The organism is Streptomyces sp. NPDC060064 (genome assembly GCF_042736455.1).
Lineage (GTDB): Bacteria > Actinomycetota > Actinomycetes > Streptomycetales > Streptomycetaceae > Streptomyces.
In genome coordinates, this window is sequence record NZ_JBHWWF010000009.1 from 65,751 (window position 1) to 92,529 (window position 26,779).

Annotated in this window: 22 protein-coding genes and 1 pseudogene; 17 read left to right on the forward strand and 6 right to left on the reverse strand. The window is 69.3% G+C overall.

The annotated features are described in order from the left end of the window. The first annotated feature begins 11 nt into the window (after positions 1-11). Positions 12-2,897 (forward strand): vitamin B12-dependent ribonucleotide reductase, encoded by a 2,886-nt coding sequence (locus tag ACFWDI_RS13620; protein WP_385303662.1) that lies wholly within the window; start codon positions 12-14, stop codon positions 2,895-2,897. A gap of 253 nt (positions 2,898-3,150) precedes the next feature. On the opposite strand, the gene ACFWDI_RS13625 is transcribed toward ACFWDI_RS13620, so the two are convergent. Next, positions 3,151-3,681 (reverse strand): TerD family protein, encoded by a 531-nt coding sequence (locus tag ACFWDI_RS13625; RefSeq protein ID WP_385303663.1) that lies wholly within the window; start codon positions 3,679-3,681, stop codon positions 3,151-3,153. A 100-nt stretch (positions 3,682-3,781) separates the two neighbouring features. Then, on the reverse strand, positions 3,782-4,750 hold the full coding sequence (locus ACFWDI_RS13630; RefSeq protein WP_385303665.1) for a DUF1152 domain-containing protein: 969 nt from the start codon (positions 4,748-4,750) through the stop codon (positions 3,782-3,784). A gap of 60 nt (positions 4,751-4,810) precedes the next feature. Here ACFWDI_RS13630 and ACFWDI_RS13635 point away from each other — a divergent pair, with 60 nt between their 5' ends. The 6 genes from ACFWDI_RS13635 to ACFWDI_RS13660 all read left to right on the forward strand — a co-directional run bounded on the left by ACFWDI_RS13635 (position 4,811) and on the right by ACFWDI_RS13660 (position 10,707). Next, entirely contained in the window at positions 4,811-5,644 is an 834-nt protein-coding gene (locus ACFWDI_RS13635; RefSeq protein ID WP_385303666.1) for an arylamine N-acetyltransferase, read from the forward strand. Continuing rightward, positions 5,641-6,483 (forward strand): arylamine N-acetyltransferase, encoded by an 843-nt coding sequence (locus tag ACFWDI_RS13640; RefSeq protein ID WP_385303667.1) that lies wholly within the window; start codon positions 5,641-5,643, stop codon positions 6,481-6,483. Before ACFWDI_RS13635 ends, ACFWDI_RS13640 begins: the two co-directional genes overlap by 4 nt. Before the next feature lie 33 nt (positions 6,484-6,516). Further along, positions 6,517-7,122, forward strand: a complete 606-nt coding sequence (locus ACFWDI_RS13645) for a YdbC family protein (protein ID WP_327326488.1) — start codon at positions 6,517-6,519, stop codon at positions 7,120-7,122. 96 nt (positions 7,123-7,218) lie between these two features. Continuing rightward, on the forward strand, positions 7,219-7,878 hold the full coding sequence (locus ACFWDI_RS13650) for a histidine phosphatase family protein (RefSeq protein ID WP_327326489.1): 660 nt from the start codon (positions 7,219-7,221) through the stop codon (positions 7,876-7,878). 12 nt (positions 7,879-7,890) lie between these two features. After that, a complete protein-coding gene (locus ACFWDI_RS13655) occupies positions 7,891-8,799 on the forward strand; it encodes an ADP-ribosylglycohydrolase family protein (protein ID WP_385303669.1) in 909 nt (302 codons plus the stop codon). 180 nt (positions 8,800-8,979) lie between these two features. Then, entirely contained in the window at positions 8,980-10,707 is a 1,728-nt protein-coding gene (locus ACFWDI_RS13660) for a DUF4153 domain-containing protein (protein WP_385303670.1), read from the forward strand. A 76-nt stretch (positions 10,708-10,783) separates the two neighbouring features. Here ACFWDI_RS13660 and ACFWDI_RS13665 read toward each other — a convergent pair whose 3' ends face one another. Then, positions 10,784-12,337: an MFS transporter gene (locus tag ACFWDI_RS13665; RefSeq protein WP_385303671.1), complete on the reverse strand. Its 1,554-nt coding sequence runs from the start codon at positions 12,335-12,337 to the stop codon at positions 10,784-10,786. 120 nt (positions 12,338-12,457) lie between these two features. Here ACFWDI_RS13665 and ACFWDI_RS13670 point away from each other — a divergent pair, with 120 nt between their 5' ends. The 3 genes from ACFWDI_RS13670 to ACFWDI_RS13680 all read left to right on the forward strand — a co-directional run bounded on the left by ACFWDI_RS13670 (position 12,458) and on the right by ACFWDI_RS13680 (position 14,561). Next, on the forward strand, positions 12,458-13,084 hold the full coding sequence (locus tag ACFWDI_RS13670) for a TetR/AcrR family transcriptional regulator (RefSeq protein WP_385303672.1): 627 nt from the start codon (positions 12,458-12,460) through the stop codon (positions 13,082-13,084). A gap of 73 nt (positions 13,085-13,157) precedes the next feature. Further along, positions 13,158-13,859, forward strand: coding sequence for a ribonuclease HII (locus tag ACFWDI_RS13675; protein ID WP_385303674.1), 702 nt, complete (start codon positions 13,158-13,160; stop codon positions 13,857-13,859). A gap of 81 nt (positions 13,860-13,940) precedes the next feature. Continuing rightward, a complete protein-coding gene (locus tag ACFWDI_RS13680; protein ID WP_385303675.1) occupies positions 13,941-14,561 on the forward strand; it encodes a hypothetical protein in 621 nt (206 codons plus the stop codon). A gap of 78 nt (positions 14,562-14,639) precedes the next feature. Here the strand turns inward: ACFWDI_RS13680 and ACFWDI_RS13685 are convergent, their stop codons facing one another. Together ACFWDI_RS13685 and ACFWDI_RS13690 are read right to left on the reverse strand one after the other, a co-directional pair. Then, on the reverse strand, positions 14,640-15,269 hold the full coding sequence (locus ACFWDI_RS13685; RefSeq protein ID WP_385303676.1) for a hypothetical protein: 630 nt from the start codon (positions 15,267-15,269) through the stop codon (positions 14,640-14,642). Between the two features lie 217 nt (positions 15,270-15,486). Beyond that, positions 15,487-17,658 (reverse strand): RecQ family ATP-dependent DNA helicase, encoded by a 2,172-nt coding sequence (locus ACFWDI_RS13690; RefSeq protein ID WP_385303678.1) that lies wholly within the window; start codon positions 17,656-17,658, stop codon positions 15,487-15,489. A gap of 110 nt (positions 17,659-17,768) precedes the next feature. On the opposite strand from ACFWDI_RS13690, the pseudogene ACFWDI_RS13695 reads away from it, so the two are divergent. The 3 genes and pseudogenes from ACFWDI_RS13695 to ACFWDI_RS13705 form a co-directional block, all read left to right on the forward strand. Next, positions 17,769-18,743, forward strand: a pseudogene (locus ACFWDI_RS13695) (DUF4192 domain-containing protein); the annotation flags it as partial. Positions 18,744-18,805: 62 nt separating this feature from the next. Further along, positions 18,806-20,020 carry a tyrosine-type recombinase/integrase gene (locus ACFWDI_RS13700; RefSeq protein WP_385303680.1) on the forward strand — a complete coding sequence of 405 codons (1,215 nt, stop codon included), beginning with the start codon at positions 18,806-18,808 and terminating at the stop codon, positions 20,018-20,020. Continuing rightward, positions 20,007-22,445, forward strand: coding sequence for a tyrosine-type recombinase/integrase (locus tag ACFWDI_RS13705; RefSeq protein ID WP_385303683.1), 2,439 nt, complete (start codon positions 20,007-20,009; stop codon positions 22,443-22,445). The genes ACFWDI_RS13700 and ACFWDI_RS13705 overlap by 14 nt, the downstream gene beginning before the upstream one ends. Here the strand turns inward: ACFWDI_RS13705 and ACFWDI_RS13710 are convergent. Further along, the gene (locus tag ACFWDI_RS13710; RefSeq protein WP_385303684.1) at positions 22,432-22,908 is read right to left on the reverse strand and encodes a DUF3307 domain-containing protein; all 477 of its coding nucleotides are present in this window, start codon (positions 22,906-22,908) and stop codon (positions 22,432-22,434) included. The two genes, ACFWDI_RS13705 and ACFWDI_RS13710, sit on opposite strands and share 14 nt — an antisense overlap. Positions 22,909-22,979: 71 nt before the next feature. Between ACFWDI_RS13710 and ACFWDI_RS13715 the strand changes: the two genes are divergently transcribed. The 4 genes from ACFWDI_RS13715 to ACFWDI_RS13730 all read left to right on the forward strand — a co-directional run bounded on the left by ACFWDI_RS13715 (position 22,980) and on the right by ACFWDI_RS13730 (position 26,686). After that, positions 22,980-23,459, forward strand: a complete 480-nt coding sequence (locus ACFWDI_RS13715; protein WP_385303686.1) for a type II toxin-antitoxin system VapC family toxin — start codon at positions 22,980-22,982, stop codon at positions 23,457-23,459. Positions 23,460-23,481: 22 nt separating this feature from the next. Beyond that, a complete protein-coding gene (locus tag ACFWDI_RS13720; RefSeq protein WP_385303687.1) occupies positions 23,482-23,847 on the forward strand; it encodes a DUF4192 family protein in 366 nt (121 codons plus the stop codon). 187 nt (positions 23,848-24,034) lie between these two features. Beyond that, the gene (locus ACFWDI_RS13725; RefSeq protein WP_327326499.1) at positions 24,035-24,799 is read left to right on the forward strand and encodes an NUDIX domain-containing protein; all 765 of its coding nucleotides are present in this window, start codon (positions 24,035-24,037) and stop codon (positions 24,797-24,799) included. Between the two features lie 114 nt (positions 24,800-24,913). Next, a complete protein-coding gene (locus tag ACFWDI_RS13730) occupies positions 24,914-26,686 on the forward strand; it encodes an ATP-binding cassette domain-containing protein (protein ID WP_385303689.1) in 1,773 nt (590 codons plus the stop codon). Positions 26,687-26,779: the final 93 nt, after the last annotated feature.

Genomic DNA, 26,779 nt, shown 5'->3' on the forward strand with positions numbered 1-26,779 from the left:
TGGGAGGCGGCATGACAGAGACGACGAGCGGCCCGGCACGAGGGTCCCGAGCCAAGGGATCGAAGGCGAGCAAGGGTCTGCGTATCGAGCGAATCCACACCACCCCGGGCGTGCATCCGTACGACGAGGTTGTCTGGGAGCGCCGTGACGTCGTCATGACCAACTGGCGCGACGGCTCGGTCAACTTCGAGCAGCGTGGCGTCGAGTTCCCCGACTTCTGGTCGGTGAACGCGGTCAACATCGTCACCAGCAAGTACTTCCGCGGGGCCGTCGGCACCCCGCAGCGCGAGACCGGTCTCAAGCAGCTCATCGACCGGATCGTGAAGACGTATCGGAAGGCCGGCGAGGACTACAGCTACTTCGCCTCGCCCGCCGACGCTGAGATCTTCGAGCACGAGCTGGCGTACGCCCTCCTGCACCAGATCTTCAGCTTCAACTCGCCGGTGTGGTTCAACGTCGGCACGCCCCAGCCGCAGCAGGTCTCCGCCTGCTTCATCCTGGCCGTCGACGACTCCATGGAGTCGATCCTCGACTGGTACAAGGAAGAGGGCATGATCTTCAAGGGCGGCTCCGGCGCCGGCCTGAACCTCTCCCGCATCCGCTCCTCCAAGGAGCTGCTCTCCTCCGGCGGCAACGCCTCCGGCCCGGTCTCCTTCATGCGTGGCGCGGACGCGTCCGCAGGAACGATCAAGTCGGGCGGCGCCACCCGCCGTGCGGCGAAGATGGTCATCCTCGACGTCGACCACCCCGACATCGAGAACTTCATCGAGACCAAGGTGAAGGAAGAGGAGAAGATCCGCGCCCTGCGTGACGCGGGCTTCGACATGGACCTGGGCGGTGACGACATCACGTCCGTCCAGTACCAGAACGCCAACAACTCGGTCCGTGTGAACGACGAGTTCATGAAGGCCGTCGAGGCCGGCGGCAAGTTCGGGCTGCGCGCCCGGATGACCGGCGATGTCATCGAAGAGGTCGACGCCAAGTCGCTCTTCCGCAAGATGGCCGAGGCCGCCTGGGCCTGCGCCGACCCCGGTATCCAGTACGACGACACGATCAACAACTGGCACACCTGCCCGGAGTCCGGCCGGATCAACGGCTCGAACCCCTGCAGCGAGTACATGCACCTGGATAACACCTCGTGCAACCTTGCCTCGCTGAACCTGATGAAGTTCCTCAAGGACGACGGCAAGGGCAAGCAGTCCTTCGATGTCGAGCGCTTCGCCAAGGTCGTCGAGCTGGTCATCACCGCGATGGACATCTCCATCTGCTTCGCTGACTTCCCGACGCAGAAGATCGGCGAGAACACCCGCGCCTTCCGTCAGCTGGGCATCGGCTACGCCAACCTCGGCGCCCTGCTGATGGCCACGGGTCACGCGTACGACTCCGACGGCGGCCGTGCGCTGGCCGGCGCCATCACTTCGCTGATGACGAGTACCTCGTACAAGCGCTCCGCCGAACTTGCCGCGGTCGTCGGCCCGTACGACGGCTACGCCCGCAACGCGGAGCCGCATCAGCGGGTCATGAAGCAGCACGCCGACGCCAACACCACGGCCGTTCACATGGACGACCTGGACTCGCCGATCTGGGCCGCCGCCACGGAGGCCTGGCAGGACGTGATCCGCCTCGGAGCGAAGAACGGCTTCCGCAACGCGCAGGCCTCGGTCATCGCGCCCACCGGCACCATCGGTCTCGCGATGTCCTGCGACACCACTGGCCTCGAGCCCGACCTCGCCCTGGTCAAGTTCAAGAAGCTGGTCGGCGGCGGCTCGATGCAGATCGTCAACGGCACGGTCCCGCAGGCGCTGCGCCGCCTGGGCTACCAGGAGGAGCAGATCGAGGCGATCGTCGCCCACATCGCCGACCACGGCAATGTGATCGACGCTCCCGGACTGAAGACCGAGCACTACGAGGTCTTCGACTGCGCCATGGGTGAGCGCTCCATCTCCGCGATGGGCCATGTCCGCATGATGGCGGCCATCCAGCCGTGGATCTCCGGCGCGCTCTCCAAGACGGTCAACCTGCCGGAGACCGCCACTGTCGAGGACGTCGAAGAGGTCTACTTCGAGGCGTGGAAGATGGGCGTCAAGGCGCTCGCGATCTACCGCGACAACTGCAAGGTCGGCCAGCCCCTCTCTGCCAAGACCAAGGAGAAGGAGAAGGTCGAGGTCACCGAGAAGGCCGAGGAGACGATCCGGGCCGCGGTCGAGAAGGTCGTCGAGTACCGCCCGGTCCGCAAGCGCCTTCCGAAGGGCCGTCCCGGCATCACCACCTCCTTCACGGTGGGCGGCGCCGAGGGCTACATGACCGCCAACTCCTACCCGGACGACGGTCTCGGCGAGGTCTTCCTGAAGATGTCGAAGCAGGGTTCCACCCTCGCCGGCATGATGGACGCCTTCTCCATCGCCGTCTCGGTCGGTCTGCAGTACGGCGTACCGCTCGAGACGTACGTCTCGAAGTTCACCAACATGCGCTTCGAGCCGGCCGGTATGACGGACGACCCGGATGTGCGGATGGCGCAGTCGATCGTCGACTACATCTTCCGTCGCCTGGCGCTGGACTTCCTGCCCTTCGAGACCCGCTCGGCGCTCGGCATCCACTCGGCCGAGGAGCGTCAGCGTCACCTGGAGACCGGTTCGTACGAGCCCTCCGACGACGAGATGGACGTCGAGGGCCTGGCCCAGTCCGCACCGCGTCAGCAGGAGACGCTGAAGGCCGTCGCCGTCCCGAAGGCTGAGGTTCCGGCTCCGAAGCAGGCGCACACCTCGGCGGAGCTCGTCGAGATGCAGCTGGGCATCAGCGCGGACGCGCCGCTGTGCTTCTCGTGCGGGACGAAGATGCAGCGGGCCGGCTCCTGCTACATCTGCGAGGGTTGCGGCTCGACCAGCGGCTGCAGTTGATACTCCGGCGTTGGCCGTAAGTGAATGACGGACAAAGCGGTGGCCGAGAATTCGGTCACCGCTTTGTCTCGTTCGACCGTCTGCTGGAGGCGGGGTTCAGTCCAGCGCGTCGAGTGCGGCCAGGATGAAACAGCCGCGGGACCGAGGCTGCGCAACTGCTGCGTCACTTGATCGAGCAGGGAGCCGACGCAATGTCGGCTCCATGCTCTGCTCCCCGGCCCCTCCGCGCGTGCGTACGGGATGCAACGCGAGCTCAGTAAGTACTGCTGCCCATGACCTCGACGAAGGACTGCGGGTCGGCGTCGAACCCGCGGACGGCCAGGTGGAATTCCCAGTCGCCCGCCTCGCTCCGGATGAACTCCCCGACGACCGCGGCGGTGGAGTCGGAGACGGCGGCGAAGTCGTCCTTCCCCAGCTCGGTGTGCCCCTCGAGTACGCGGACGAGAGTGTTCGCTATGTCGGCGAACACCCTCCGTCCCTCCCGCTGCTGGATGGCCACACCCACGACGACGCGCCCGTAGGTGGCCGCCAGCCGGTCGAACTCCAGCGTCATGACCTCGTCGGAGCCGAAGCCCTGACCGGTCTTGCTGTCCCTGGTCAGGATGATGGTGCCGTCCGGCGATCGGCTGTCGAAGTGCACGACGTACGCCGGTTCACCATGCGTGGCATCCGCCCGGTACGTCGCGGCGACGATGTCGAGATCGTGCGCCGGCTCGCCCAGGGGGCTCGGATCCCACCTGAGCGTCACCTCGGCCTTCCGGACCCCCTTGTTGAGACTGCTCACCAGATTCCCCTTCCCCGTAACCCCGTAACCGCCGGGAGATTTACGTCGGTTGACCATGCTGCCATGCTCACGCTCCCGCACCACGGAGTCCTGCTTACGCTCAGTGCGGGATCAGCCGCGGCGGTCGCTGTCGCACGACTTCCTCGCGGAAGGACTCGATGGCGCTGCTGACCTGACGGATCAGATGGGTGTTCTCGATCCGGTCCAGATACAAGCAGCGGCGGGCCAGGCCGTCGAGCTCGAAGGCGAAGCAGATCGACATCAAGGGATTGATGAACAGCTCGCTGCCGCGGGTGCGGGAGGTGAACTGGACGTTCCCGAAGGCGCCCTGGACCGCTGCGGCTATGGAACCGTTCACGATGCTGGGATGGTCGGGGGTGTGCGCCTGGGCGTGGGCCACAGCGTCGATGAAGAGGGCGCCCTCCCGGGTGGTGCGAGGCACGGAGAAGGCTCCGAGATACGCCCCGTCCGCTTCGAGCGCGGCGATGTTCTCCAGAACGAGGCCATGGCTCACCCCGTGGTACGCGTCGACACCGAAGCCGAGGGAAACCACCAGCCGCTCGGGCAGGTCGATCCCATCGAGACCATGGAGGGCCGCGACGCTGGTCAAGTCCTCCTCGGGGGTGCCCAGCCCTGACTCGTCGCCGCGCATGAGGATGTCCGTACCGCCGTCCACGAGGACGACGGCATCGATCTCGTACCGTTCGATCAGCGCCCGGTAGGCGGCGCGCAGTGGCTGGACTCCGACGCGGGCGAAGGCGTGGACCGTACTGGGGTAGCCGCGCAGGGCCAGCCATTGGGCGAGTGTGCGCTCGGGGAAGTACGTCTGATGGGGCGCCGATTCGGGAGTGATCTCCGCGACGTCCGGGGCGAGCCAGGCGTCCAGTGGCAGGCCCTCGATCGCGCTGAACGACAGATTGGCCAGATATACGTCCTTGCCCTGGTGCAAGAGGGAGAGTGCCACCGGAAGCCCGGCGTACACATCGAATCCGCCGCCCGCGCCCGCGACCAGAATGCGTTCCGCGGACTCGAGGCGAGTGAACAAAGGGTTTGTGTGCAGCGCCGTCATGACGATCATTGTGCAGGCCGGGCCGCTCGGGTCGTCGGCGATCAGACGGGGGTGGGAAGTATGACGTGGAGTAGTGAAGAACTCGATCTGGACGCGTACTTGGCGCGGACCGGGAACAACGGGGCGGCGCTCGCGCCGGATCTGGAGACGCTGAGGGCGCTCATGCGGGCACATGTCGCATCGATCCCCTTCGAGAATCTTGAAGTGGCGCTCGGCCGGAATGTGCCGCTGGATCTGAAGAGCCTGCAGGCGAAGCTGGTCGGCCGGCGGCGCGGCGGCTACTGCTACGAGCAGAACTCCCTGTTCGCCGCCGTGCTGGAGCGGATCGGCTTCCAGGTGGCGGGGCGCGGCGCCCGCGTTCGGGCGAGTGGACCCGGACTGCGGCCGGTGACCCATGCGGTCCTGGTGGTGACGGTGGACGGCGAACCCTGGCTCGCCGACACGGGGTTCGGCGCGTCCGGCCTTCTGGGGCCGGTGCCTCTGCGGGACGGGACCGAGGTGGTGCAGGCCGGATGGACCTTCGGAATCACCCTGGAGGACGAGGGGATTCACGTACTGCGGACTCTTCGTCCCGAAGGGTGGGCCGATCTGTACGCGTTCGCTCCGCAATCGCTCTATCCCGCAGATTTCACGGTCATGAACCACTACAGCTCGAGCCATCCGCAGTCGCGATTCGTCGGTCAGGTGGTCGCGCAGCAGCCCGGCCCCGAGGTGCGTCACGCCCTTGTGCGTGACGAACTGAGCGTGTCGCGTCCGGACGGTACGCACGAGCGGCGCGTAGTGCCGGCGGGTGAGCTGACGGCCGTACTGGAAGAGATATTCGGTATCCAACTGGATGCCGAGGATGCGGCGCGGCTGCGCGCACTGAGCGAGCGCAGTGGGGAGCGCCAGTGACGACGGAGGCTGCGTGGAGCAGCGGCGAGCTGGACCTCGCGGCGTATCTGCGGCGCACCGGCTGTACGGAGTACCGGGAGGGCGCCAAGCCCGACCTCGCGACGCTGCGTGCCGTCCACCGGGCGCATGCGGCCGCGATTGCCTTCGAGAATCTGGACATTGTGCTCGGCCGACTGATCCCCCTGGATATCGCGTCTCTGCAGGCGAAGCTGGTCGGCCGGCGGCGCGGCGGCTACTGCTACGAGCAGAACCTGCTGTTCGCGGCCGTGCTGGAGCGGATCGGTTTCGCCGTGACGGGACTTGGCGCCCGGGTCAGGATGGGCGAGACGAAACTGCGGCCCGTCACGCACATGACGCTGAGGGTCGAGGCCGACGGTGAGCCGTGGCTCTGTGACGTCGGGTTCGGCGGGGAAGGGCTGTGGGAGCCGATACCGCTGCGTGACGGCGTCGAAGTGCGCCAGGGAGGGAGGACGTTCGCCATCGCGCGCGAGGACAACGGGGTCAGGGCACTGCGCTCGCTGCATCCGGACGGCTGGTTCGATCTGTACGGCTTCACGCTGGAAGAGCGTTTCCCCGTCGACTACGCCGTGATGAACCACTACATGTCGACGCATCCGCGCTCGCCCTTCATCGCGCGGGCCGTGGTGCAGCAGACGGGAGAGGGCGTACGCCACAGCTTGACGGGCACGCGGCTGTCGACCGCGCGCCCCGATGCCCCCGAGACGGAACGACAGGTTCCGGCAGGGGAGTTGCCCGAGATACTCGCCGATGTGTTTGGGATCGAACTGGACGCAGAGGAGTCGGCCGAGCTGATACGGGTGCACTCCGCCCGAGAGTGACCGGGGCCACGCTCCGCGCCGTACGATGGCGCGGTGCTGGTCAAGTGGATTCGCTGCACCGTGATGGACCGTCGAGGGTTCGAGCGGGGGCAGCGGAAGTGGGCGGGGCTGCTGGGTGAGCCGGGATTCCGGGGACAGGGCGGTGGGTGGAGCAGGGGGCGGCCGCATGTCGCCCATGTATTCGCGTTCTGGGAGAGCCGGGCGTTCTACGACTCGTTCATGGCGCGCTCGCACGACCGGCTCGCGGCCGGCCAGTCGGGGACGTACAAGGACATACAGGTCAAGCTCTTCGACTACCGCTTCGATGTGAAAACGGGGTTCGAGCCGCGGTTCACGGACGCCGACGTGGTGCGGGTCGCGCACTGCCGGGTGCACGAGGACCGGGTCGAGCACTACGCCCTGATGCAGGAGAAGGTGTGGAACCCGGCGATGGCCGGGTCGCCGGGGATGCTGCGCGGGGTGTTCGGTGAGGCGCCGGGGAGCGAGTTCCTGGTGATGTCGATGTGGCGGTCGGAGGCGGAGCACGGGAAGTACCGGAGGGAGCGGGTGGAGCGGCTGCTGCTGCGCGCGCAGACCGAGGCGGATGTCGCGGCGCTGGCCGGAGATGTGGTGCAGCTCGAACCGTCCTGGACGGTCTGAGTCCGGCTGTCGGCCTGCCCGCGGAACGTGCCGGATACGCCGTCCGGAACCCGTCCCGAATACTCGGCCGGGTCCGGACCGAACTACTGTCTAGACATGGCACGACCGCAACGCATCGTTCTCGTCCGGCACGGCGAGTCGGAGGGGAACGCCGATGACACCGTGTACGAACGCGTGCCCGACCATGCGCTGCGGCTGACCGCGACCGGCCGGGCCCAGGCCGAGGCGACGGGCGCGCGCCTGCGTGAGCTGTTCGGACGCGAGACCGTCAGCGTCTATGTCTCGCCCTACCGCCGCACCCATGAGACCCTCCGGGCGTTCGCCCTGGACCCGGAGCTGGTGCGGGTCAGGGAGGAGTCACGGCTGCGCGAGCAGGACTGGGGGAACTGGCAGGACAGGGAGGACGTACGGCTGCAGAAGGCCTACCGGGACGCCTACGGCCACTTCTTCTACCGCTTCGCCCAGGGCGAGTCGGGGGCGGATGTGTACGACAGGGTGGGGGCGTTCCTGGAGAGCCTGCACCGGAGCTTCGAGGCGCCGGACCACCCGCCGAACGTGCTCCTGGTCACGCACGGACTGACCATGAGGCTGTTCTGTATGCGGTGGTTCCACTGGTCGGTGGCGGAGTTCGAGTCACTGTCCAACCCGGACAACGCCGAGCCCCGGATTCTGCAACTCGGCGACGACGGGCGCTACACACTGGACCGGCCGTTCGAACGCTGGCGGACCCCCGAGCCGTACGGCGTCACCGGATAGAGTGGCAGGAAGATGACCGACGACTCCTCTCGCGACCGGCGCTTCGAACGCGCCCTGGACAGCCTGCGCGGACTGTCCGTGGGAGACGCCTTGGGCTCCCAGTTCTTCGTACCCGCGAACTATCCCCTGCTGAAGCGGCGCGAGCTGCCGCCAGGTCCCTGGCAGTGGACCGACGACACCGAGATGGCCTGCTCGGTACTGGCCGTGCTCGCGGACCACCACCGGGTGGACCAGGACGCGCTCGCCCGGTCCTTCGCCGAGCACCATGACTTCGACCGCGGCTACGGCCCAGCGGTCAACCGGATGCTCCGGCTGATCAGGGAAGGCGGCGACTGGCGGGAGCTGGCCGCCGAGCTCTTCAAGGGCCAGGGCTCGTGGGGCAACGGCTCGGCGATGCGTATCGCACCGCTCGGCGCCTGGTACGCCGGCGACCCGGAACAGGCCACCCACCAGGCCGAAATCTCCTCGTACACCACGCACCAGCATCGTGAGGCCGTCGTCGGCGCCATGGCCGTCGCGGCGGCCGCCGCGCTCGTCGCGGATCCCGCAGGCCCGCCCGGGCCCGCGGACCTGCTCGACGCAGTCGTCGCGCTCGTGCCGCGCAGCGCGGTGGGAGCCGGTCTGCGCCGGGCGCGGGACATGCTCGACTACGAGGATGCCGGGACGGTCGCCGCCGTCCTCGGCAGCGGTCGGCGCACCAGTGCGCACGACACAGTGCCGTTCGCCCTGTGGTCCGCGGCCCGCTCACTCGGCGACTTCGAGCGGGTCTTCTGGACGACCGCACAAGTGGGCGGGGATGTCGACACCACATGCGCCATCGCCTGTGGAGTGGTGGCTGCGGGCAAGGCGGGGCAGCCGCCGGCCGACTGGCTGGAGCAGACCGAAGCGCTTCCTGAGTGGGTGCCCGGCCGGGCACGCTGAGCTGCTGCCGCCGGGCCGTTGACCGCCGACGGCGCGGCCCGACGGTCACGGTACGGCCTCGGGCGCGCATACGGGGCGTCGATCGGGCGTGCCGGAGCTAGCCTGTCCGACACGCCGCCGCGTTGATCATCACGGGCGTGCGCAGACGAGACACCGGGTCGTACGCACCGTCCTGCCGACGTGCGCTGCGCCCGGTTGGGAGGGGGTCCCGTGTCAGACGTACGCGACACACCGCCGTCGGCTTCCGAGCCCGGTCCGGGCGCGGAGCCGGGGGTTCCGGTCGCGGAGCCGAAGCAGGCGGCGAAGCAGGTGAAGGCCGATCCGTACAAGCCGCCACCCCAGTGGCAGCAGTGGCAGTCCAACGAGCCGGCTGCCTGGCTCGTGCGGGTACGCCCCGGCCCGCCGGCCGGCGTACGGGTCGCCACGCTCTGGTCGGCCCTGGCCACGGCCGTTCTCAGCGCGTTTCTGCTGGGCGACGGGGCAGGCCTGAACCTGCTGATCGTGGCGGTGCCCGCTGCCCTCGGCGCGTACTTCGCAGCCCGCACGGCCGGTCGCCGACTCCGTCCCTGGACCTGTGTGTGGGCGGTCGGCGGGGTGGTGCTGCTGGCGGTTCCCGTACTGAGGGACGCGGGCTGGCCGACGTTCCTTGCCGTCGTCTCCGCGCTGGCGGCCGGGTCCCTGGCTCTGCACGGCGGCCGCACCTGGCCAGGCGTACTGCTCGGCTCGCTGGGACTGTTGGGCGCGATCGGTTCCGGCATGGCTTGGGGAGCGCGGGGACTGCGCGAGCGGGCGGGCAGCTCGCGCGGCCGCTGGGGCCCCGTGGTGCGTACGACAGCGGTCGCGGCGGTGCTGCTGATCGTTTTCGGCGCGCTCTTCGCGGGCGCCGACGCGGCCTTCGCCGATCTGCTCGGCGGGCTGATCCCGGACGTCTCGGTGGCCGACGGCCCCTGGCGTTTCCTCCTCTTTCTGCTCGGCCTGGTCGGAGCGCTCGCCGCCGCACACACCGCCGCCGCTCCGGTGCGCTGGGACCGCTTCGATGTGCGTCCCGGCCGGGCCCGCGCCCGCTGGGAGTGGGCGCTGCCACTCATCGTGCTCAATCTGCTCTTCGCCGCCTTCATCGCCGTCCAGCTCGCCGTTCTCTTCGGCGGCTACGACAAGGTGTTGCGCGAGACCGGACTGACGTACGCGGAGTACGCGCGGCAGGGCTTCTGGCAGCTGCTCTGGGCCACCCTGCTCACGCTGCTCGTGATCGCGCTCGCGCTGCGCTGGGCCCCCCGCGCCGGTGCCCGCGACCGCACGCTGGTCCATGTCGTCCTTGGCGCACTCTGTGCGCTCACCCTGGTCGTGGTCGCCTCGGCGCTGCGCCGGATGGATCTGTACGTCGCCGCGTACGGGCTGACGCGGCTACGGGTGTCGGTGGCGGCGATGGAACTGTGGCTCGGCCTGGTGATCGTCCTGATCATGGCGGCGGGGATATTCGGCGTGAAGTGGCTGCCACGCGCCGTCGCGGCGAGCGGCGCGGTCGCCGTGCTCGTTTTCGGCCTGCTCTCCCCGGACGGAATGGTCGCCAACCGGAACGTACAGCGTTACGAGAGCACCGGAAAGATCGACGTCGAGTACTTTCAGGAGCTGTCGGCCGATGCCGTACCGGCCCTCGACAGGCTGCCGGAGCCGCTGCGCTCCTGCGCACTGAAGGGCATCGCGGCGAACCTCGAGGACACGCACAAGCCCTGGTACGCGTCCAGTTGGGGCGAGTGGCGGGCGCGGAGGATCCTGGCGGATCGGAAGGTCGACACCTTCAGGTATGCCTGCGGGGATCAGGGGATTCCCGGTGCGGGGCGCGATCAGTACGACGGGGACGCCCAGTTCGGCGAGGAGGGCGAGATCAGCCCGTCCGACGTGCCGTGAGACTCCTTGCTGAAGGAGGCTGAGGTACGGGTCGTGCCCCCCGCGCACGGCCCGTACCCCGATCAATGTGGCGGATCTACGCGGCTGGGCCGCCCGCGCCCGCCGCCCCGCTGAGCGCCTCCAGGTCGCTCTTGCGTACGCGGATGATGAACACCGCGGTCAGCACGGCGAGTCCGACCAGACCAACGCCGGCCCAGAACGCCGTCGCGATGCCTTCGGCGAGTACCTGGTGCCCCCACGGCGGGGGCAGTTCGTGCGTCCTGGCGAAGACTTCCTTCTGCGCAGGGGTCGAATCCGCGAGGAACGACGGCAGTTGCCGTTCGGCCTCGTCGCGGCTGGCGGTACTGAAGACGGTCATAAGAATCGACAGCCCCAGGGAACCACCCACCATCTGTGTGGCGTTGAGCAGACTGGAAGCCGCACCCGATTCGTGCTGCGCCACGCCCGAGACCGCCGTGAGCGTCGCCGTCACGAACACCAGCCCCATGCCGAAGCCGAAGAGCAGCATCGGACCGAGCACCCCGCCGGCATATGAGCTGCCGGGATCGAGCGCGGTCAGCCACGCCATGCCGCTGCCGGTGAGTACCGCGCCCGCCGCCAGGAACGGTTTGGGACCGAGCACCGGCAGCAGCTTCGAGGAGATTCCGGCCGCCGTCACGATCATCACCGTGACCGGCAGGAACGCGAGACCGGCGTTGATAGGGCTGTAGCCCAGCACGTTCTGTACGAACAGGACGATGAAGAAGAACATGCCGAACATCGCCGCGGCGAGGCTCATCATGATCAGATACGTGCCGGAGCGGTTGCGGTCGGCGAACATCCGTAGCGGAGTGATCGGTTCCCGCGCCCGCCGCTCGGTCAGTACGAAGGCGGTGAGAAGCACGATCGCCGCGGCGAACGAGGAGAGGGTGAGTCCGTCGCTCCAGCCGTCCTCGGCGGCCCGGATGAAGCCGTAGACCAGGGACGCCATGCCCGCAGTCGAGGTGAGCGCGCCCGCGATGTCGAACCGGCCGGAGTGCGGCTCGGACTCATTGATGAAAACCGGAGCGAGCACCGCGATCAGGATTCCGATCGGCAGATTGACGTAGAACACCCAGCGCCAGTTCAACCACTCGGTCAGCATGCCGCCGGCGAGCAGGCCGATGGCCGCGCCGCTGGCCGAGACCGCAGCGAAGATGCCGAACGCGCGGTTGCGCTCGGGGCCTTCGCGGAAGGTCGTGGTGATGAGAGCGAGCGCCGTGGGCGAGGCGATGGCGCCGCCGACGCCCTGGAGCGCGCGGGCTGCGAGCATCTGCCAGGGCTCCTGCGCGACACCGCACAGCAGTGAGGCGAAGGTGAAGAGCAGCACACCGAACACAAACACCCGCCGGCGGCCGAGGATGTCGCCCGCCCGGCCGCCGAGCAGCAGTAGCCCGCCGAAGGTGAGGGTGTACGCGTTGACCACCCAGGAGAGCTGGGTCGTGGTGAACTCGAGAGCCTCTTGGATGTGCGGGAGCGCGATATTCACAATCGTGGTGTCGAGGACCACCATGAGCTGCAGCGCGGCAATGACGGCCAGAGCTATCCCGGGGCGTCCCTGTCTGCGGGCCGCTCCCGGTTTGCTTGGAGCAGTTAATTGAGAGGTTGTCACTATGGTCCCCCACAAGTGAGTTAGTGAACGCAGCCGTTCACTGTCCTGTCAACCGTAGAGAGTCCCCCTCAGTGAACGCAAGCGTTCACTGCAGCTCCTGTCCCCAACGGAGAGAAGAACATGGCCAATTCGCGCTGGACTGCAGCCGCTGAGACGCCCCCGGTCTCGCTGCGCCGTCGAGGACCCGTGCTGGAACGCGCGATCCTCGAGGCCGCTCTGGAGCAGTTGAGTACGGTCGGCTGGAGCGGACTCACCATGGAGGGCGTCGCCGCCGGGGCTCAGACCGGCAAGGCCGCCGTCTACCGGCGCTGGCCGTCGAAGGAGGATCTCGTCGCGGACGCCCTGCAGGCCGGGCTGCCGGTACTCGACGAGGCCGCCGATCACGGCAGCATCCGCGAGGACCTCTTTCAGCTCTGCCGGCAGGTGCGCGACGCGATGTACTCCAGGTCCGGCTTTGCGTTCCGCTCTGTGCTTTACGAGTGCGACAGCTCCACCGCCGAGCGCTTCCACGGGGTGATCGTGCGCCGTGTGGTCGAGCCGTCGAACCAGCTCTACCGGGAGGTTGTGCGGCGTGGCGTCACACGCGGCGACGTCCGCCCCGACGCCATCGGTGAGCTGGTTTTCGATGTGATTCCGGGTCTGATGATGTACCGGTCCAAGGTGTGCGGCAGCGAATGGCCGGACGAGGACATCGCCGAGATGATCGATCAGATCATGGTGCCGCTGCTGCGCCCGGGCACCGGCTGATCGCAGGCCCGCAGCCTCTGAGGGTAATCCGGTTGTCGCCGGCGACGTCCGGCGGCGTACGCTTGCTGGCGCCATGCCGTACGAACCACCCACCCACACAGTCGAGCGCTCAATCCGAGCCACCACCGGGGCCAAGATCGTCGCAGGTGTCGACGAGGTTGGACGCGGGGCGTGGGCCGGTCCGGTCACGGTGTGCGCGGCGGTCACCGGACTGCGCAGACCGCCCCCCGGGCTGACCGATTCCAAACTGATCAGCCCGAAGCGCCGTACGGAACTGGCCGTGCGGCTGGAACAGTGGGTCACGTCGCATGCCCTGGGGCACGCGTCCCCGGAGGAGATCGACGAACTGGGGATGACCGCGGCGCTGCGGCTGGCTGCCGTCCGTGCGCTGGATGCGCTTCCGGTCCGTCCGGACGCCATCATCCTCGACGGCAAGCACAACTACCTGGGTTTGCCCTGGCAGGTTCGTACGGTTATCAAGGGCGACCAGTCCTGCGTCGCCGTCGCGGCCGCTTCGGTGATCGCCAAGGTGCGCAGGGATGCGATGATGGCCGAACTGCAGGGGGAGTTCGTCGACTTCGGCTTCGCCGCCAACGCCGGCTACCCCTCGCCCGTGCACAAGGCGGCGCTCGAGGAGTGGGGTCCCACCCCCTACCACCGGCTCTCGTGGTCGTATCTCGACGCGCTGCCCCAGTGGCGGCACCTCAAGAAGGTCCGCGTCTCCGCCGAGGCGGCCGCACTGGAAAGCGGGGGCCAGCTCGGCTTCGAATTCTGAACTCGCCCTCCCGTAGCAGGGTCGCACTTATGTGCCCACCCGCCGATGCCATCCGCACCGGCGTTTGATAGACATCCACTCATGCCTCTCATCCCCGAGGAGCCTCAGATTCACGAGAGTGCCCAGGGTCCCCGCGCAACTCCGGCTGCAGGCCGCACCGCGCCGACCCCCCGTCCCGTACCCGGTCCGCGTTCCGCGGCCTCGCCGCGTCCCGGACACCCGGGCCCCGGTACCGCCCGGCCCGCACCGCCGGTGCAGCGCACGCACACCTCTGCCGGGCAGCCGCAGGCGCCCCGGTCGGAGAATCGCGCTGTGCCGCAGATCCAGCTGATCCCCGCCCCCGCCGACGGCGCGCTCGACGCCGCCGACGAGGCGGTCGACCTGCTGCTCGACTCCGGCCGCGCGCCGGGCGACGTCCTGCTGCTCACCACCGGTGAGCAGCACCCGTGGGCCGCGCACGAGCTGTCCTTCGGCGAGGCCGCCTACTGGGCCCAGCACGACGCCCGCGACGACGTCTTCTACGCCGACGCCGCCGCGGTGGGACGTGCTTCGGCCCGCCCCGTGGTGGTCGTCGCGATCAACGGAGGCGCCGACGACGCAGCCGCCCGCGCGCTGCCGGCAGCGCTGGCGAAGGCGACCGCACTGTTGATCGTGTGCGGAGACCCCAAGCGGATCAACACCGTGCTCGGCACGGGCGTCTGAGCCGCACGGCCTGTACGGACCGCCTGGTCCGGTCGTGACCCGGCTGCCCACCACGTGGGCAGCCGGAGAGTGGCACCTTCAGCGTGCCGCCGTGCGCCGGAGCGCTTCAGCCGCGCCGCTCGCGGTGCGCAGCGCCAGCGGCTCAGCCTCGGCCGCACCGTCGAAGAACTGGCCGGGCGACGACGTGGAGTTGGGCCGGCGGCCGCCCCGGCCCTCGCCCAGCACCTGCCAGCCGCCGCGCGTCAGCGTGATGTACGCACCACAGCGCAGCCCATGCAGAGTGCACGCGTCCCGCAGCCCCCACATCCACGCTCCGTCCTCCTCCGTCCAACGCTCGTCGCCCTCACGGCAGTAGAGCAGCACGGCGGTACGCACGGGCGCGCGGAGACGCAGATCGTGCGGGATGACCCGGCGCAGATGCGCCAGCAGCACGTTGCGGAACTCCCAGCCGTCCACGGGCGCGGAACGCTGGGAGAACGAAGCACTGGCAGCGAGCCGGTCCTCGTGGTCGAGCACAGCGACGACGCCTGTCGCCGGCGCCGGCACGTGCCGGGTGTGCAGTCCACTGACCACCTCGCGGGGGTTGCGCAGCAGCGGTATCCCGGCTGCTGCCCACTCAGCGGGCTCGAGCATCCTGGCGAGTCGGCTGGCGGAGCCGGCCGACGTGGTGATCGAAGTGGCTGCGGACGGAGGGAATCCGAAGGTCACGGTCCTCCCTTCACATTCGCGCCCACGGTGCGGGCAGGGTCGGGTGAGGGCGCACCGCGGCACGGCCCTTCCGGACCGCGAACGGACCGTGCGGGGGAGCGTTCCAATTCTTGCTGCCTCGTGAGCATGCGGCAACGAGCAATTTGGCGCCACCGACAGGAATCGGCGGGTATGACGCTCATATCCCTGCCCATTTGCGTAGCCGGTGACCCTCCAGTCACGTCTGAACGGCAAGGACCAGCGGAAACACCCCCCGCGCACCTGCCCTGCGCAGCAGTCGCGCCGCCACCGCGAGGGTCCAGCCACTGTCCGATAGGTCGTCCACCAGCAGAACGGGCCCGTCGGCTTCGGCCAATGTCTCAGCCAGCTGGGGAGGCACCGTGAACGCCTCGTGCAGCGCCCGCACCCGCTGGGCGCTGTTGGTGCGCGAGATCCGTGCCTCCAACGCCTCGGGCACGTACTCGACAGAGCCCAGCAGCGGCATCCTGCCGACCTCGGCGATCCGGCCGCCCAGGGATCCGACCAGCTGAGGCCTGCTGCGGGAGGCGATGGTGACCACACCGACCGGCCGAGGCGGTGCGTCCGCCGCGCCGGACGCCCAGCCGCCAGGGCCCTTGGCCCAGTCGGCGAGCACGGTCACCACGGCCTTCACCACCTCGTCCGGCACGGGACCGTCCGGAGCCTGCGCCGCGAGCATCGGCCGCAGCCGATTGCCCCAGCCGATGTCGGAAAGCCGCCCCAGCGCACGTCCCGGGAAGGACTGCTCCCCTTCGGGGATACGGCCCTTGAGGCTGACGCCCACCGCCGCCAGCCCGGTCGGCCACATCTTGCGCGGCTCCACATCCACACCCGGCCTGCCCAGCTCCCCGCGTGCGGTATCCAGAGCCGCCGCGGACACCTTGTCACTGAACCGGGCCCCCGAGCAGTTGTCACAGCGACCGCAAGGTGCCGCTTCCTCGTCGTCCAACTGCCGTCGCAGGAACTCCATCCGGCAGCCGGTCGACGTCGCGTAGTCGCGCATCGCCTGCTGCTCGGACTCCCGCTGCCGGGCGACCCACGCATACCGCTCGGCGTCGTACGACCAGGGCTGGCCCGTGGTCGTCCAGCCGCCCTTCACCCGGCGCACCGCACCGTCGACGTCGAGGACCTTGAGCATGGTCTCCAGCCGGGTGCGCCGCAGTTCGACCAGCGGCTCCAGCGCGGGCAGTGAGAGCGGCCTGCCCGCCTGCGCCAGCACATCGAGGGTGCGTCGCACCAGCTCCTCCGGCGGGAAGGCGACCGAGGCGAAGTACTGCCAGATCGCCTCGTCCTCCTTGCCCGGCAGCAGCAGAACTTCCGCGTGCTCCACACCACGGCCCGCCCGGCCCACCTGCTGGTAGTAGGCGATGGGGGAGGAGGGCGAACCCATGTGCACGACGAAGCCGAGATCGGGCTTGTCGAAGCCCATCCCGAGTGCGGACGTGGCGACGAGAGCCTTGACGCGGTTGGCGAGCAGATCCTCCTCGGCCTGCTGCCGGTCGGCGTTCTCCGTACGGCCGGTGTACGAGGCCACTGTGTGCCCGCACTGGCGCAGATACGCCGTGACCTCCTCGGCAGCCGCGACGGTGAGCGTGTAGATGATCCCGGAGCCGGGCAGCTCGCCGAGATGATCGGCGAGCCAGGCCAGCCGGTTCGCGGCATCGGGCAGCTGCAGCACACTCAGGCTGAGGCTCTCCCGGTCCAGAGCGCCACGCAGTACGAGGGCGTCCGTGCCCGCCCCCGTACCCAGCTGCTCGGCGACGTCCGCGGTCACACGGGCATTGGCCGTGGCGGTCGTGGCGAGCACCGGGACCCCGGCCGGCAGCTCCGCGAGCATGGTGCGCAGCCGTCGGTAGTCGGGCCGGAAGTCATGGCCCCAGTCGGAGATGCAGTGCGCCTCGTCCACCACCAGCAGACCGGTGGCGGCGGCCAGCTTGGGCAGCACCTGGTCACGGAAATCGGGATTGTTCAGCCGCTCGGGACTGACCAGCAGCACATCCACCTCGCCCGCGGCCACCTCGGCCTGGACCGTGTCCCACTCCTCCGTGTTGGAGGAATTGATGGTCCGGGCGCTGATACCGGCCCGCGCCGCGGCCTCCACCTGGTTGCGCATGAGCGCGAGCAGGGGAGAGACGATCACGGTCGGTCCGCTGCCGCGCTCGCGCAGCAGCGAGGTCGCGACGAAATACACCGCAGACTTGCCCCACCCGGTCCGCTGCACGACCAGAGCCCTGCGCTTGTCCGCCACGAGCGCCTCGATCGCCCGCCACTGGTCCCCGCGCAGCCGGGCCGCGCCCGTCGTGTCCGAGACGAGGCGGGCGAGTACGGAGTCGGCCGAGGCCCTGAGATCTGCGCGGTCTGCGTTGGTCATGCCCCCATGCAACCCGATGGCGCTGACAAAGCGCGAACGAAGCCGCGAGCCTGTGGATAAAGTTATCCACAGGGGTCGCGGTGGCGGAGCCGCCACGAGACCGTCGTGCCATGAACACGCACCACGAACACACCGGTCCGACCGACGAGCAGCAGATCACCCTGCGCGGCCCTGCCGAACTGGCCGACGCCCTGCCGTACATGATGGGCTTCCATCCGAACGATTCGATCGTGCTTGTCGCGCTGCACGGCAGCCGCGGCCGCTTCGGCGGGCGGCTGAGGCTCGGCATTCCACGCTCGCCGCGCGAATGGTCGCCCGTGGCCGAACAGCTCGCGGAGTGTCTGATCGAAGGCAGCGAACGTCGCGGTTCGCGCCCCGACGGCATTGTCGTCTTCCTCTGCCAGGATCCGGCGGACGGCGAGACGAGCCGCTCTGTGATGGATCGGCTGCGCCCGCTCGCGCAACGGCTGCGCACCGCCTGCGGCACCCTCGAGGTGCCCGTCTACGAGGCTCTCTGTATCTCCGACGGCCGTTACTGGTCCTACTGCTGCCCCGACGTGCGCTGCTGCCCGCCCGAAGGCAGTGCGCTTGCCCTGCCCGGCACTTCGGTGATGGCCGCGGCCGCCGCCTACGTGGGGGTCCAAGTGCGCGGCTCCCTGCGGGAGATGGAGGGGCGGCTCGCGCCCTGGACGACCCCGGCCGCGTCCGATCAGGAGAAGGCGCTGGACACCGCGGGTTCCGCGCTGCTGCCCAGGATCCTGGACGGAACGGGGCGTGAGCAGGTCGCCGCGGAGACCCTCGCGCTGGCCCGCCGGCTGATGAAACGCATCGCGGAGACACCGCGGGATGGCGGCCGGGCCGAGTCGGATGTCGCGGACGACCGGCTCATCGCACATGACGAGGCGGCCGCTGTGATCCTGGGTCTGCAGGACCGGGACACCCGCGACCGGGCCGCGGAATGGATGGAGGGAGCCGACGCGGAACCGGCGCTACGCCTCTGGCGGGCGCTGGCCCGCCGATGCGTCGGCCCGTACTCCGAGCACGCGGCCGCGCCGCTCACCCTCGCCGGCTGGGTCGCCTGGTCTGTTAACTGCACCAACTCGGGGATTCGTTGGGTCCGGGGGCCTTGAGTTCTGATCATGTGATCGTGCATGAGACTCCTTCGCTTCATCGAGATCTGATTGACGGGCGGGTACGGCTGCCCCGGGTCGGGGCCGTGGTCGCGGGTACGACGCCGTCGCTGCCGTGGCTGGTGGTGGACGCCGCCGGCCGTGAGATCGAGCCGGTCAGCGTCTACCTGCGGGACCGGATGCTCGGCGACGCCAGTACGGCGACCTGCCGGAGCTACGGCTACGACCTGCTGCGCTGGCACCGGGTGCTTTGGGCCCTAGACGTGGGATGGGAACAGGTCACCGAGGCCGAGACTGCCGCCCTGGTCGGATGGCTGCGGCATGCCCGCAACCCCCAGCGTCAACGGCGACGCCCCGGCAGCCACCCGGCCGGGTCCGTGAACCCGAAGACGGGCAAGCCCACCCTGCGGGCCGGATACGCGCCGTCGACGATCGCCCACAACCTGACCGTGGTCCACGGCTTCTACGCCTTCCACCAGCCCTTCGGCCGCGGGCCGGTGGTCAACCCGGTCCCGGAAAGCGCGGCCCGCCGCGCAGCACTGGCCCACCGGTCGCCGCTGGAGGTCCGCCAGCAGCACCGACGAGCACGGCTGCGGCCGAAGGTTCCCGTCCGGCACCCGCGGTCCATCCCCGATGACCAGTGGGACGAGCTGTTCGCGCAGATGAAGTGCGTCCGGGACAAGGCCCTGCTGTCGAACTACCTCGCCTCCGCCTCCCGGGCATCCGAGCTGCTGGGAGTCGGACTCGGAGACATCGACTGGACCAAGGGCCAGCTCTGGGTGATCTCCAAGGGCACCCGGGCCCGGCAGCCCGTCCCGACCTCCCCGGAGGGGTTGGCCTACCTCGCCGCCTACCTGGAGGAGGACGGCCTGCCGCCGGAGGGGATGCCGGTCTGGCGGACCCGCCGGGGCGAGCACCGCCCGCTGACCTACTGGGCGGCCCGCCGCATCTTCCAGCGGGCCTGCGAGGTCCTCAAAGCGAACTGGACCCTGCACGATCTGCGGCATACCGCCGCGAAGCGAATGGCCCGCGATCCGGAGCTGAAGCTGCACGAAGTGCAGACGATCTTGCGTCACGCGCATATCAGCACCACCGAGCTCTACACGGCCGTCGGCCTGGACGACCTGCTGGACAAGCTCGGGGCCTACTACGCCCGGCCGGTTCAGCCGGTGTCGTGGCCGACCCAGTACGCCGCGGACGACATCGAGGCGGTGTTCGGTGCCGGGCAGTAAGGCCGGAAACAGCATGCGGCTCAAGGGCCCGACGACGAACCGGGTCCGCCGCCACGACGCCGAGGCGCCTGTCCTGGACGGCATCTACACGCCGACCGCGATCCTCCCGGCTCCGCCTCCGTCGCCGTCCCGGCCGCCGCGCTCGCTGGGCGACTTCAGCACGGCGCCGGCGGAGGACATCGTCAACGTCACGGCCGATCACTTCTCCCAGTCCGAGGCCCTGAAGTGGAAGCAACGCGGTTCCATGCGTGCCTTCCTCGGCCACCTCGCCACCTTCCCCGGAGACACGTGGCAGGAGCGGTGGGAAGCCTCCGGCCACGACGAGGGACGGCCCGTCGGGGACGCCGCCAGGGACAACAGGCTCCTTCGCATGAAGCTGAACTGCGCGGCCGGCCAAGCGTTCGCCCTGCGAGTGGTGCGTCCCACCCTGCTGGGCTTCCGCTGCAACCGCTTCTTCCACTACTCGCCCTGGTTCCGCGGCGTCGCCCAGGACCCCTTGCTGGAGGAGTTCTGCCGACGGGCCGACCAGCTGCCCATGAGCCAGGCCCGCCGGACCCGGACCAAGTTCGACGTCTGCTGCGCGTTGACCGTCTTCGGCATCGACCTGAAGGACCTGACCCCCGAGGCCCTGCTGCACTACGCCGTCGAGTCCCGCAAACACGAGCTGGCCGGGGAGAAGACCAGCTTCGCCGGCACCCTGGCCTGGCCGATCCTCCACGAGATGGGCCACTTCCCCGCGTCGGCACCCCGCAGCCTGCGCGGCGCCGTCACCCGCGGACAGGTCTCCGTCGAGGATGCCGTCGACCGCCACCAGCTCCACAACCGCGAGATGAGAGACCTGCTGGTCGAGTACATTCGCCGCCGCTCGGCGAACCTGGACTACTCCACCCTGCGGGGACTGACGAACCTCCTGGTCAGGACCTTCTGGAAGCAGATCGAGAAGATCAACCCCGGTCAGAAGGACCTGAAGCTGACGGAGGAGACGTTCACGCAGTGGAAGGAATGGCTCATGGTCCTGCCCGACGGCAAGCCGCGGCTCGACGTCGACGGGCCGATGATGGCCATCCGCGCGCTCTACCTCGACCTGCAGAGCTGGGCCGCCGCCGAGCCGGAACGCTGGGCGAAGTGGGTCGCCCCCTGCCCGATCCGCGACGCCGACCTGCGATGGTTCCAGGTCCGACGGCGACGACTGCAAGAACGCATGGCCAACCGCACCCGCGACCGCCAGCCCCTCCTGCCGATCCTCACCCAGTACGTCAACGACAGATGGCACCGCCTGCGGACCCTGCTGGACGCAGCCCTCAAGGTCGAGAACGGCGAGGAGTTCACCGCCGAGGGCGTCACCTGGCTCCGCGTCTCCTCCAAGGACCAGCGGCACAACCGCCCGCCAGTCCGAGCGGTCAACCGCGCCACCGGTGAACTGGTACACCTCTCCCGGGACGAGGGCTATGCCTTCTGGCAGTGGGCCATCGTCGAGACCCTGCGACTGGCGGGCCTGCGAGCCGAGGAACTGACCGAGCTGACGCATCTCAGCGTCCGGCAATACCAGCGGCCCAACGGCGAAGTCGTGGCTCTGCTCGTCGTCACCCCGTCCAAGAGCGACCGCGAACGGATCATCCCCATGTCCGCCGAGCTCTTCCACGTCGTCGCCCAGGTCATCCGGCGTCACCGCAACGAGCACGGCACCGTCCCGGTCTGCGTCCGCTACGACTGCCACGAGAGGACCTGGAGCGAACCGCTGCCCTACCTGTTCCAGAACTTCCACGGCGGCACCCAGCGCGGCATGTCCAGCACCACCGTCTGGCGGCTGATCGGCAGGGCCTGCGACGAACTCGCACTGACACACCCGCAGTTCAAGGACATCAGGTTCGCACCCCACGACTTCCGCAGGCTCTTCGCCACCGAACTCGTCAACAACGGCCTGCCGATCCACATCGGCGCCGCTCTGCTCGGCCACCTCGATATCCGAACCACCCGCGGCTACGTCGCGGTCTTCGACGAGGACGTGATCAGCAACTACCACCAGTTCCTCGCCCGGCGCCGGGCCGAACGGCCGAAGGAGGAATACCGCGACCCCACCCCGGAGGAGTGGACCGACTTCCAGGAACACTTCGACAAGCGCCGCATCGAGCTCGGCTCCTGCGGTCGGCCCTACGGAACCCCCTGCGCACACGAGCACGCCTGCATCCGCTGCCCGATGCTCAGCGTCAACCCCAAGATGCTGCCCCGCCTCGACGAGATCGAGGAGGACCTCCTGGCCCGCCGCAAGCGGGCCCTCGCCGAGGACTGGCAGGGTGAAATCGAAGGAATCGAATTGACGCTCAACTTCCTCCGCAGCAAACGCGAGCAGACCAGCCGCTTCCAGCGAGTCGGGAGCGTTGACCTGGGTCTTCCTCATCCCCGACCCCCTCTCACACCGCAGTGATCAGCAACGCGGACACCAGCAGAGCGGTCTGATGCAGGGCCTGATCGGTCAAATACATGCCGTTCATCCCGCCCGCCTTCAGCTCCGCGAACCCCTTCGAGCCGCAGTGCTCCAGGAGCCACCTGACCGGCCACCGGCGATCGAAGAACGCGTGCGTGACCGCCGAGACGGCGAACCCGGCCACCAGGCCGGGCCATGAAAGCTCCAGCGGCAGAGCGGCCCACACCAGGGCCACCAGCACGACCATGACCAGGTGGTACTGGGCCACGTGAGCAAAGCACGCACCCCAGCCCTTGCGAGGGTTCACGCCGTCGGCGACATCCGTCGCCGACGGCGCTGCCTTGCCCGCGGCCTGCCAGTCGGTCTGACCGATCACGTGATCGGCCAAGTTGTGCCCGACCGCGAGGACCGCCCACACGGACCCGAACGTCGCGAGAGTCGCGATCTGATCGATGGAAGTCACCAGGCACCGCCAGCGAACGCGCCAACGCGCGAGGAGTGCCTTTCCCGAGCGGGATGCCTACGATCAGTCCCATGCAGCGCGCCGTTTTGGACTCGAACGCGGTGGATCCGATCATCGATCTGCCTGGCGCCTACTCCGTGGTCAGCGCGGCCGTCGATGAAGGAAGAGTCGAGCTCCTCATCACGCACATCCTCGAAGAGGAAGTAGCCGCGACGCCGGATCCTGAGCGCCGAGCCAAGCTGCAACAGGTGCTCGGCCTGGGACGTCCTGTCCCGACTGGCGCATTCGTCTTCGATGTCTCCAAGTTCGACCTCGCCGCTTGGGGCGACAACGAGCCCAGCGTCGAAGCCCTGCGATCCGGCAACATCGGCAACACCAATGACGCCCTGATCGGCATCACAGCTGACTCCGAGCAGGCCACGCTGGTCACCAAAGATGACCGTCTGACGAAGCGAGCCCGTGAACTCGGCCTCGAAGTCCTCACGCCACTGGAATTTCTCACCGCGCTCGGCTTTAGCGGAGTCGCGAACGCAGGTCCTGACGACTCGTGACGCGTCCTGCGGCCACCCGCTAGTGCAGAGAAGGTCCACCGGCGACGAACCCGGCGCGCGGGTCGCCCTTGGACTCGCCCTTCGCGTCGACCCCGAGTACGTCTTCGCCCGGCTTCTGCACCAGGCGTGCAATGAGGGACTGGATCCGGAGGCGCTGCGCAGCTGTCTGCGCACGGACCGCGGCACACGGGCCTCCTCGGGGACCCGCCGGGGCGGCGCGCGCCCGCACCGTTCGCGCCCGCAGCAGGTCCGGCCGGCGACTCGCAAGCCGGCCACCGGCAAGAAGGAGCACCCGTCCGCCGGGACACGCCCCGGCGGCACGGCGGCCGGGAACCGCAGCCGCGCGCGCAGGCGCAGCGGGCAGCGCGGCACCAGAAGCGGGCGTTGATGCCCGTGACCCCGCCGCCTGCACGGATCAGCAGGCTCGGTCTCGGGACGGTCGAGCAGGCCGCCGACGGCCTTCAGTTGGGGGTCTGAGCCGGTGGGCGCGCGGGGCTGGCGGAACAGGTGAAGAAAGAGTCGACGCAGGTGAAGAAGGGAGTGTTTATCGTCAGGCAGACGACTATGATCGCGGCATGTCGCCCTACGACCCGTCGGCCTTTCCGCCCTTTGCTGTCACCGTCGACCTGGTCGTGCTCACTGTGCGCCGCCATGCGCTCTGCGCGCTGGTCGTACGCCGCGGAGAGCCGCCGTTTCAGGGCCGGTGGGCGCTGCCCGGCGGCTTCGTCAGGGGCGACGAGGATCTGGCGGCGGCCGCAGCACGCGAGCTCGCCGAGGAGACCGGGCTGTGCGCGCACGACCCCGCTTCCCCGGCACCTGGCAACGGCGCGCATCTCGAGCAGCTGGCCACCTATGGCGACCCCAAGCGGGACCCTCGTATGCGGGTCGTCAGCGTCGCCCATCTGGTGCTGGCCCCGGACCTGCCCGCACCCCGCGCGGGCGGCGACGCGAATAGCGCCCGGTGGGCCCCTGTCGAGGATCTGTTGGGCCAGGAGAACGGCTTCGGCCGTGAGGAGGAGCAGCCCGCAGCGCTCGCCTTCGACCATGCGCGGATCCTGGCCGACGGGGTGGAGAGGGCGCGATCCAAGATCGAGTACTCCTCGCTGGCGACCGCCTTCTGCCCGTCGGAGTTCACCGTCGGCGAGCTGCGGCGGGTGTACGAAGCGGTCTGGGGCGTTGCTCTCGATCCCCGGAACTTCCATCGCAAGGTGACCGGAACTCCGGGCTTCCTGGTCCCGGCGGGCGGGACCACCACCCGGCAGGGCGGCCGCCCTGCCCAGCTCTTCCGGGCAGGCGGCGCCACCGTGCTCAACCCGCCGATGCTGCGCCCCGAAGTCTGAGCGAGGTCTGACACCCGGGGTCCTGTCGGCTGCACCAAAAGTCGGAAATGTCGCGCTATCTTGCTGCGGTACGCGCCCTGCCGCCGAGCGGTCTCACCTACCGCGAGAGAAGCGATGCTCCAGGCCATCGGACTCACCAGCACCCGCCGCCGAGACCTCCCGCCAGCCGTCGACGATCTCACCTTCGAAGCCCGGTCCGGCTCTGTCACGGCCCTTCTCGGTGCGCCTGGCTCGGGCAAGACAGCGGCACTGCGCCTGATGCTCGATCTCGAGTCCGGCCGGGGCGTCACCTACTTCCGCGGCAGCCCCCTCCATCTCATCGCCCACCCCGCCCGCGAGGTCGGTGTGCTCCTCGGCGACGTACCGGGCCATCCCGCTAGGACGGCCAGGGGTCAGCTCCGTATGCTCTGCGCAGCCGCTGGAGTGCCCGCGTCCCGTGCCGACGAGATGCTCGAGGTCGTCGGTCTCGCCGGTCTCGCCGGCCAGCGCCTCGACGCCCTCTCCCTCGGTATGGACCGCAGACTCGGGCTTGCCTCCGCCCTCTTGGGCGACCCGCAGACGCTGATCCTGGACGAGCCCGGCCGAGGCCTCTCGGCCGGTGAGAACAGTTGGCTGTACGGGCTGTTGCGCTCCCGCGCCTCGTGCGGCGGCACCGTTCTCTACACCACCAGTGATCCCAAGGGGGCCGCCCGCCTCGCTGATCGTGTCATCACCCTCGACAAGGGCCGCCTCGTTGCCGACCAGGACGCGGAAACCTTCTCCCGTACCAGGCTCCGCCCGCGCATCGCCGTCCGCACTCCGCACGCCGCCCGACTCGCCGCCGCCGTCGCCCGCGAGGCACGCGCCGCCCAGCGCTCCGTCGAAGTGGTCACCGAGGAGGGCAGCCTCCTCTCCGTCTACGGCAGCAGTTGCGCCGAGATCGGCGAAACCGCCTTCCGGCACGGTGTACTCGTCCACCGGCTCAGCGACGAGATCGGCGACACGGGCCCGGCAGCGGCGCCCGCACCTGACTCCGCACCTGGCGCCGAGCCTGCCCGCGAGGCCCAGAAACGGCCCGTCCCGGCCGCGGCGGAGCGCCCCGGTCCTATGTCTCTCCCGCCCCCGCCGCGCCCCGTACGCAGCCCCCTGAGGCCGCTGCGCTATGAAATCCGCCGTCTCCTCGGAGTCCGGACCGCGGCGCTGATCGCGGCGGCCGCGCTCGTCGCCTCGCTCGCCCTCTGCGTCCTGCTCGCCCGCATCGGCGACGCCCCGCTGCCGACCCTGCTCGCCGCCTGGCCCGAATACCTCCCGCTGCCGCCCGCCGCCTTCGGTGCCGGCCTGGTCGGGGCGCTCTCCTACGGTGAGGAGTTCCGCTATCCGGCGCTCGCCGCCGCCCGCGGCACCGTTCCCCGCCGCCTCGGCCTCCTCCTCGCCAAACTCACGGTGACCTCCGTGTTCGCCCTGCTGCTCGCGCTCCTCGTTGCGGTGGCCGACGCCCAGGCCCTCCGCCTTGTGTATGGCACCGACATGACTCCCGCCCCGCGGAACTTGCCTGCTCTGGTGGCCAGTTGGGGCGGGCTCGCGGTCGGCTGCGCCTGGGCCGGACTGCTCGCCGCCGGAGTCTTCCGGGTCACGGCCGCCGGAGTGGCCGCCGTACTCGCCGTACCGGTCCTCGTCGCCCCCCTCGTGCAGACGGCGCTCGTCGTTCCGCCAGCACGTTCGATCGCCGGACTTCCCGGCAGGCTGCGCGAGCTGGCCTGGGTGCAGCTGCCGCAGCAGGCCGACCGTTGGCTGATGGCCGCCGTACGCCTCGTCGCCCAACCCTTCGGCGCGGCACTGGCGTTGTCACTCTCGGCCTTGATCTGCGCGTATCTGTTCACGGGCCTTCGTCGCAGGCCACGTTGGTGATCATGATCGACCGGGTCTCGACGAAGTGTTCGCAACTCCCTTGAAGGCGCCCGTTTCTTTCCGATAAGGCGTCAATTGTGAGGCGAGCGCCGA

Bases quoted from the DNA above. Each gene is read 5' to 3' on its own strand.
- ACFWDI_RS13620 (WP_385303662.1), top strand. From the start codon at position 12: ATGACAGAGACGACGAGCGGCCCGGCACGAGGGTCCCGAGCCAAGGGA.
- ACFWDI_RS13630 (WP_385303665.1), bottom strand. From the start codon at position 4,750: ATGACGGCGCTGCACACAAACCCTTTGTTCACTCGCCTCGAGTCCGCG.
- ACFWDI_RS13635 (WP_385303666.1), top strand. From the start codon at position 4,811: ATGACGTGGAGTAGTGAAGAACTCGATCTGGACGCGTACTTGGCGCGG.
- ACFWDI_RS13650 (WP_327326489.1), top strand. From the start codon at position 7,219: ATGGCACGACCGCAACGCATCGTTCTCGTCCGGCACGGCGAGTCGGAG.
- ACFWDI_RS13655 (WP_385303669.1), top strand. From the start codon at position 7,891: ATGACCGACGACTCCTCTCGCGACCGGCGCTTCGAACGCGCCCTGGAC.
- ACFWDI_RS13670 (WP_385303672.1), top strand. From the start codon at position 12,458: ATGGCCAATTCGCGCTGGACTGCAGCCGCTGAGACGCCCCCGGTCTCG.
- ACFWDI_RS13675 (WP_385303674.1), top strand. From the start codon at position 13,158: ATGCCGTACGAACCACCCACCCACACAGTCGAGCGCTCAATCCGAGCC.
- ACFWDI_RS13680 (WP_385303675.1), top strand. From the start codon at position 13,941: ATGCCTCTCATCCCCGAGGAGCCTCAGATTCACGAGAGTGCCCAGGGT.
- ACFWDI_RS13690 (WP_385303678.1), bottom strand. From the start codon at position 17,658: ATGACCAACGCAGACCGCGCAGATCTCAGGGCCTCGGCCGACTCCGTA.
- ACFWDI_RS13715 (WP_385303686.1), top strand. From the start codon at position 22,980: ATGCAGCGCGCCGTTTTGGACTCGAACGCGGTGGATCCGATCATCGAT.
- ACFWDI_RS13725 (WP_327326499.1), top strand. From the start codon at position 24,035: ATGTCGCCCTACGACCCGTCGGCCTTTCCGCCCTTTGCTGTCACCGTC.
- ACFWDI_RS13730 (WP_385303689.1), top strand. From the start codon at position 24,914: ATGCTCCAGGCCATCGGACTCACCAGCACCCGCCGCCGAGACCTCCCG.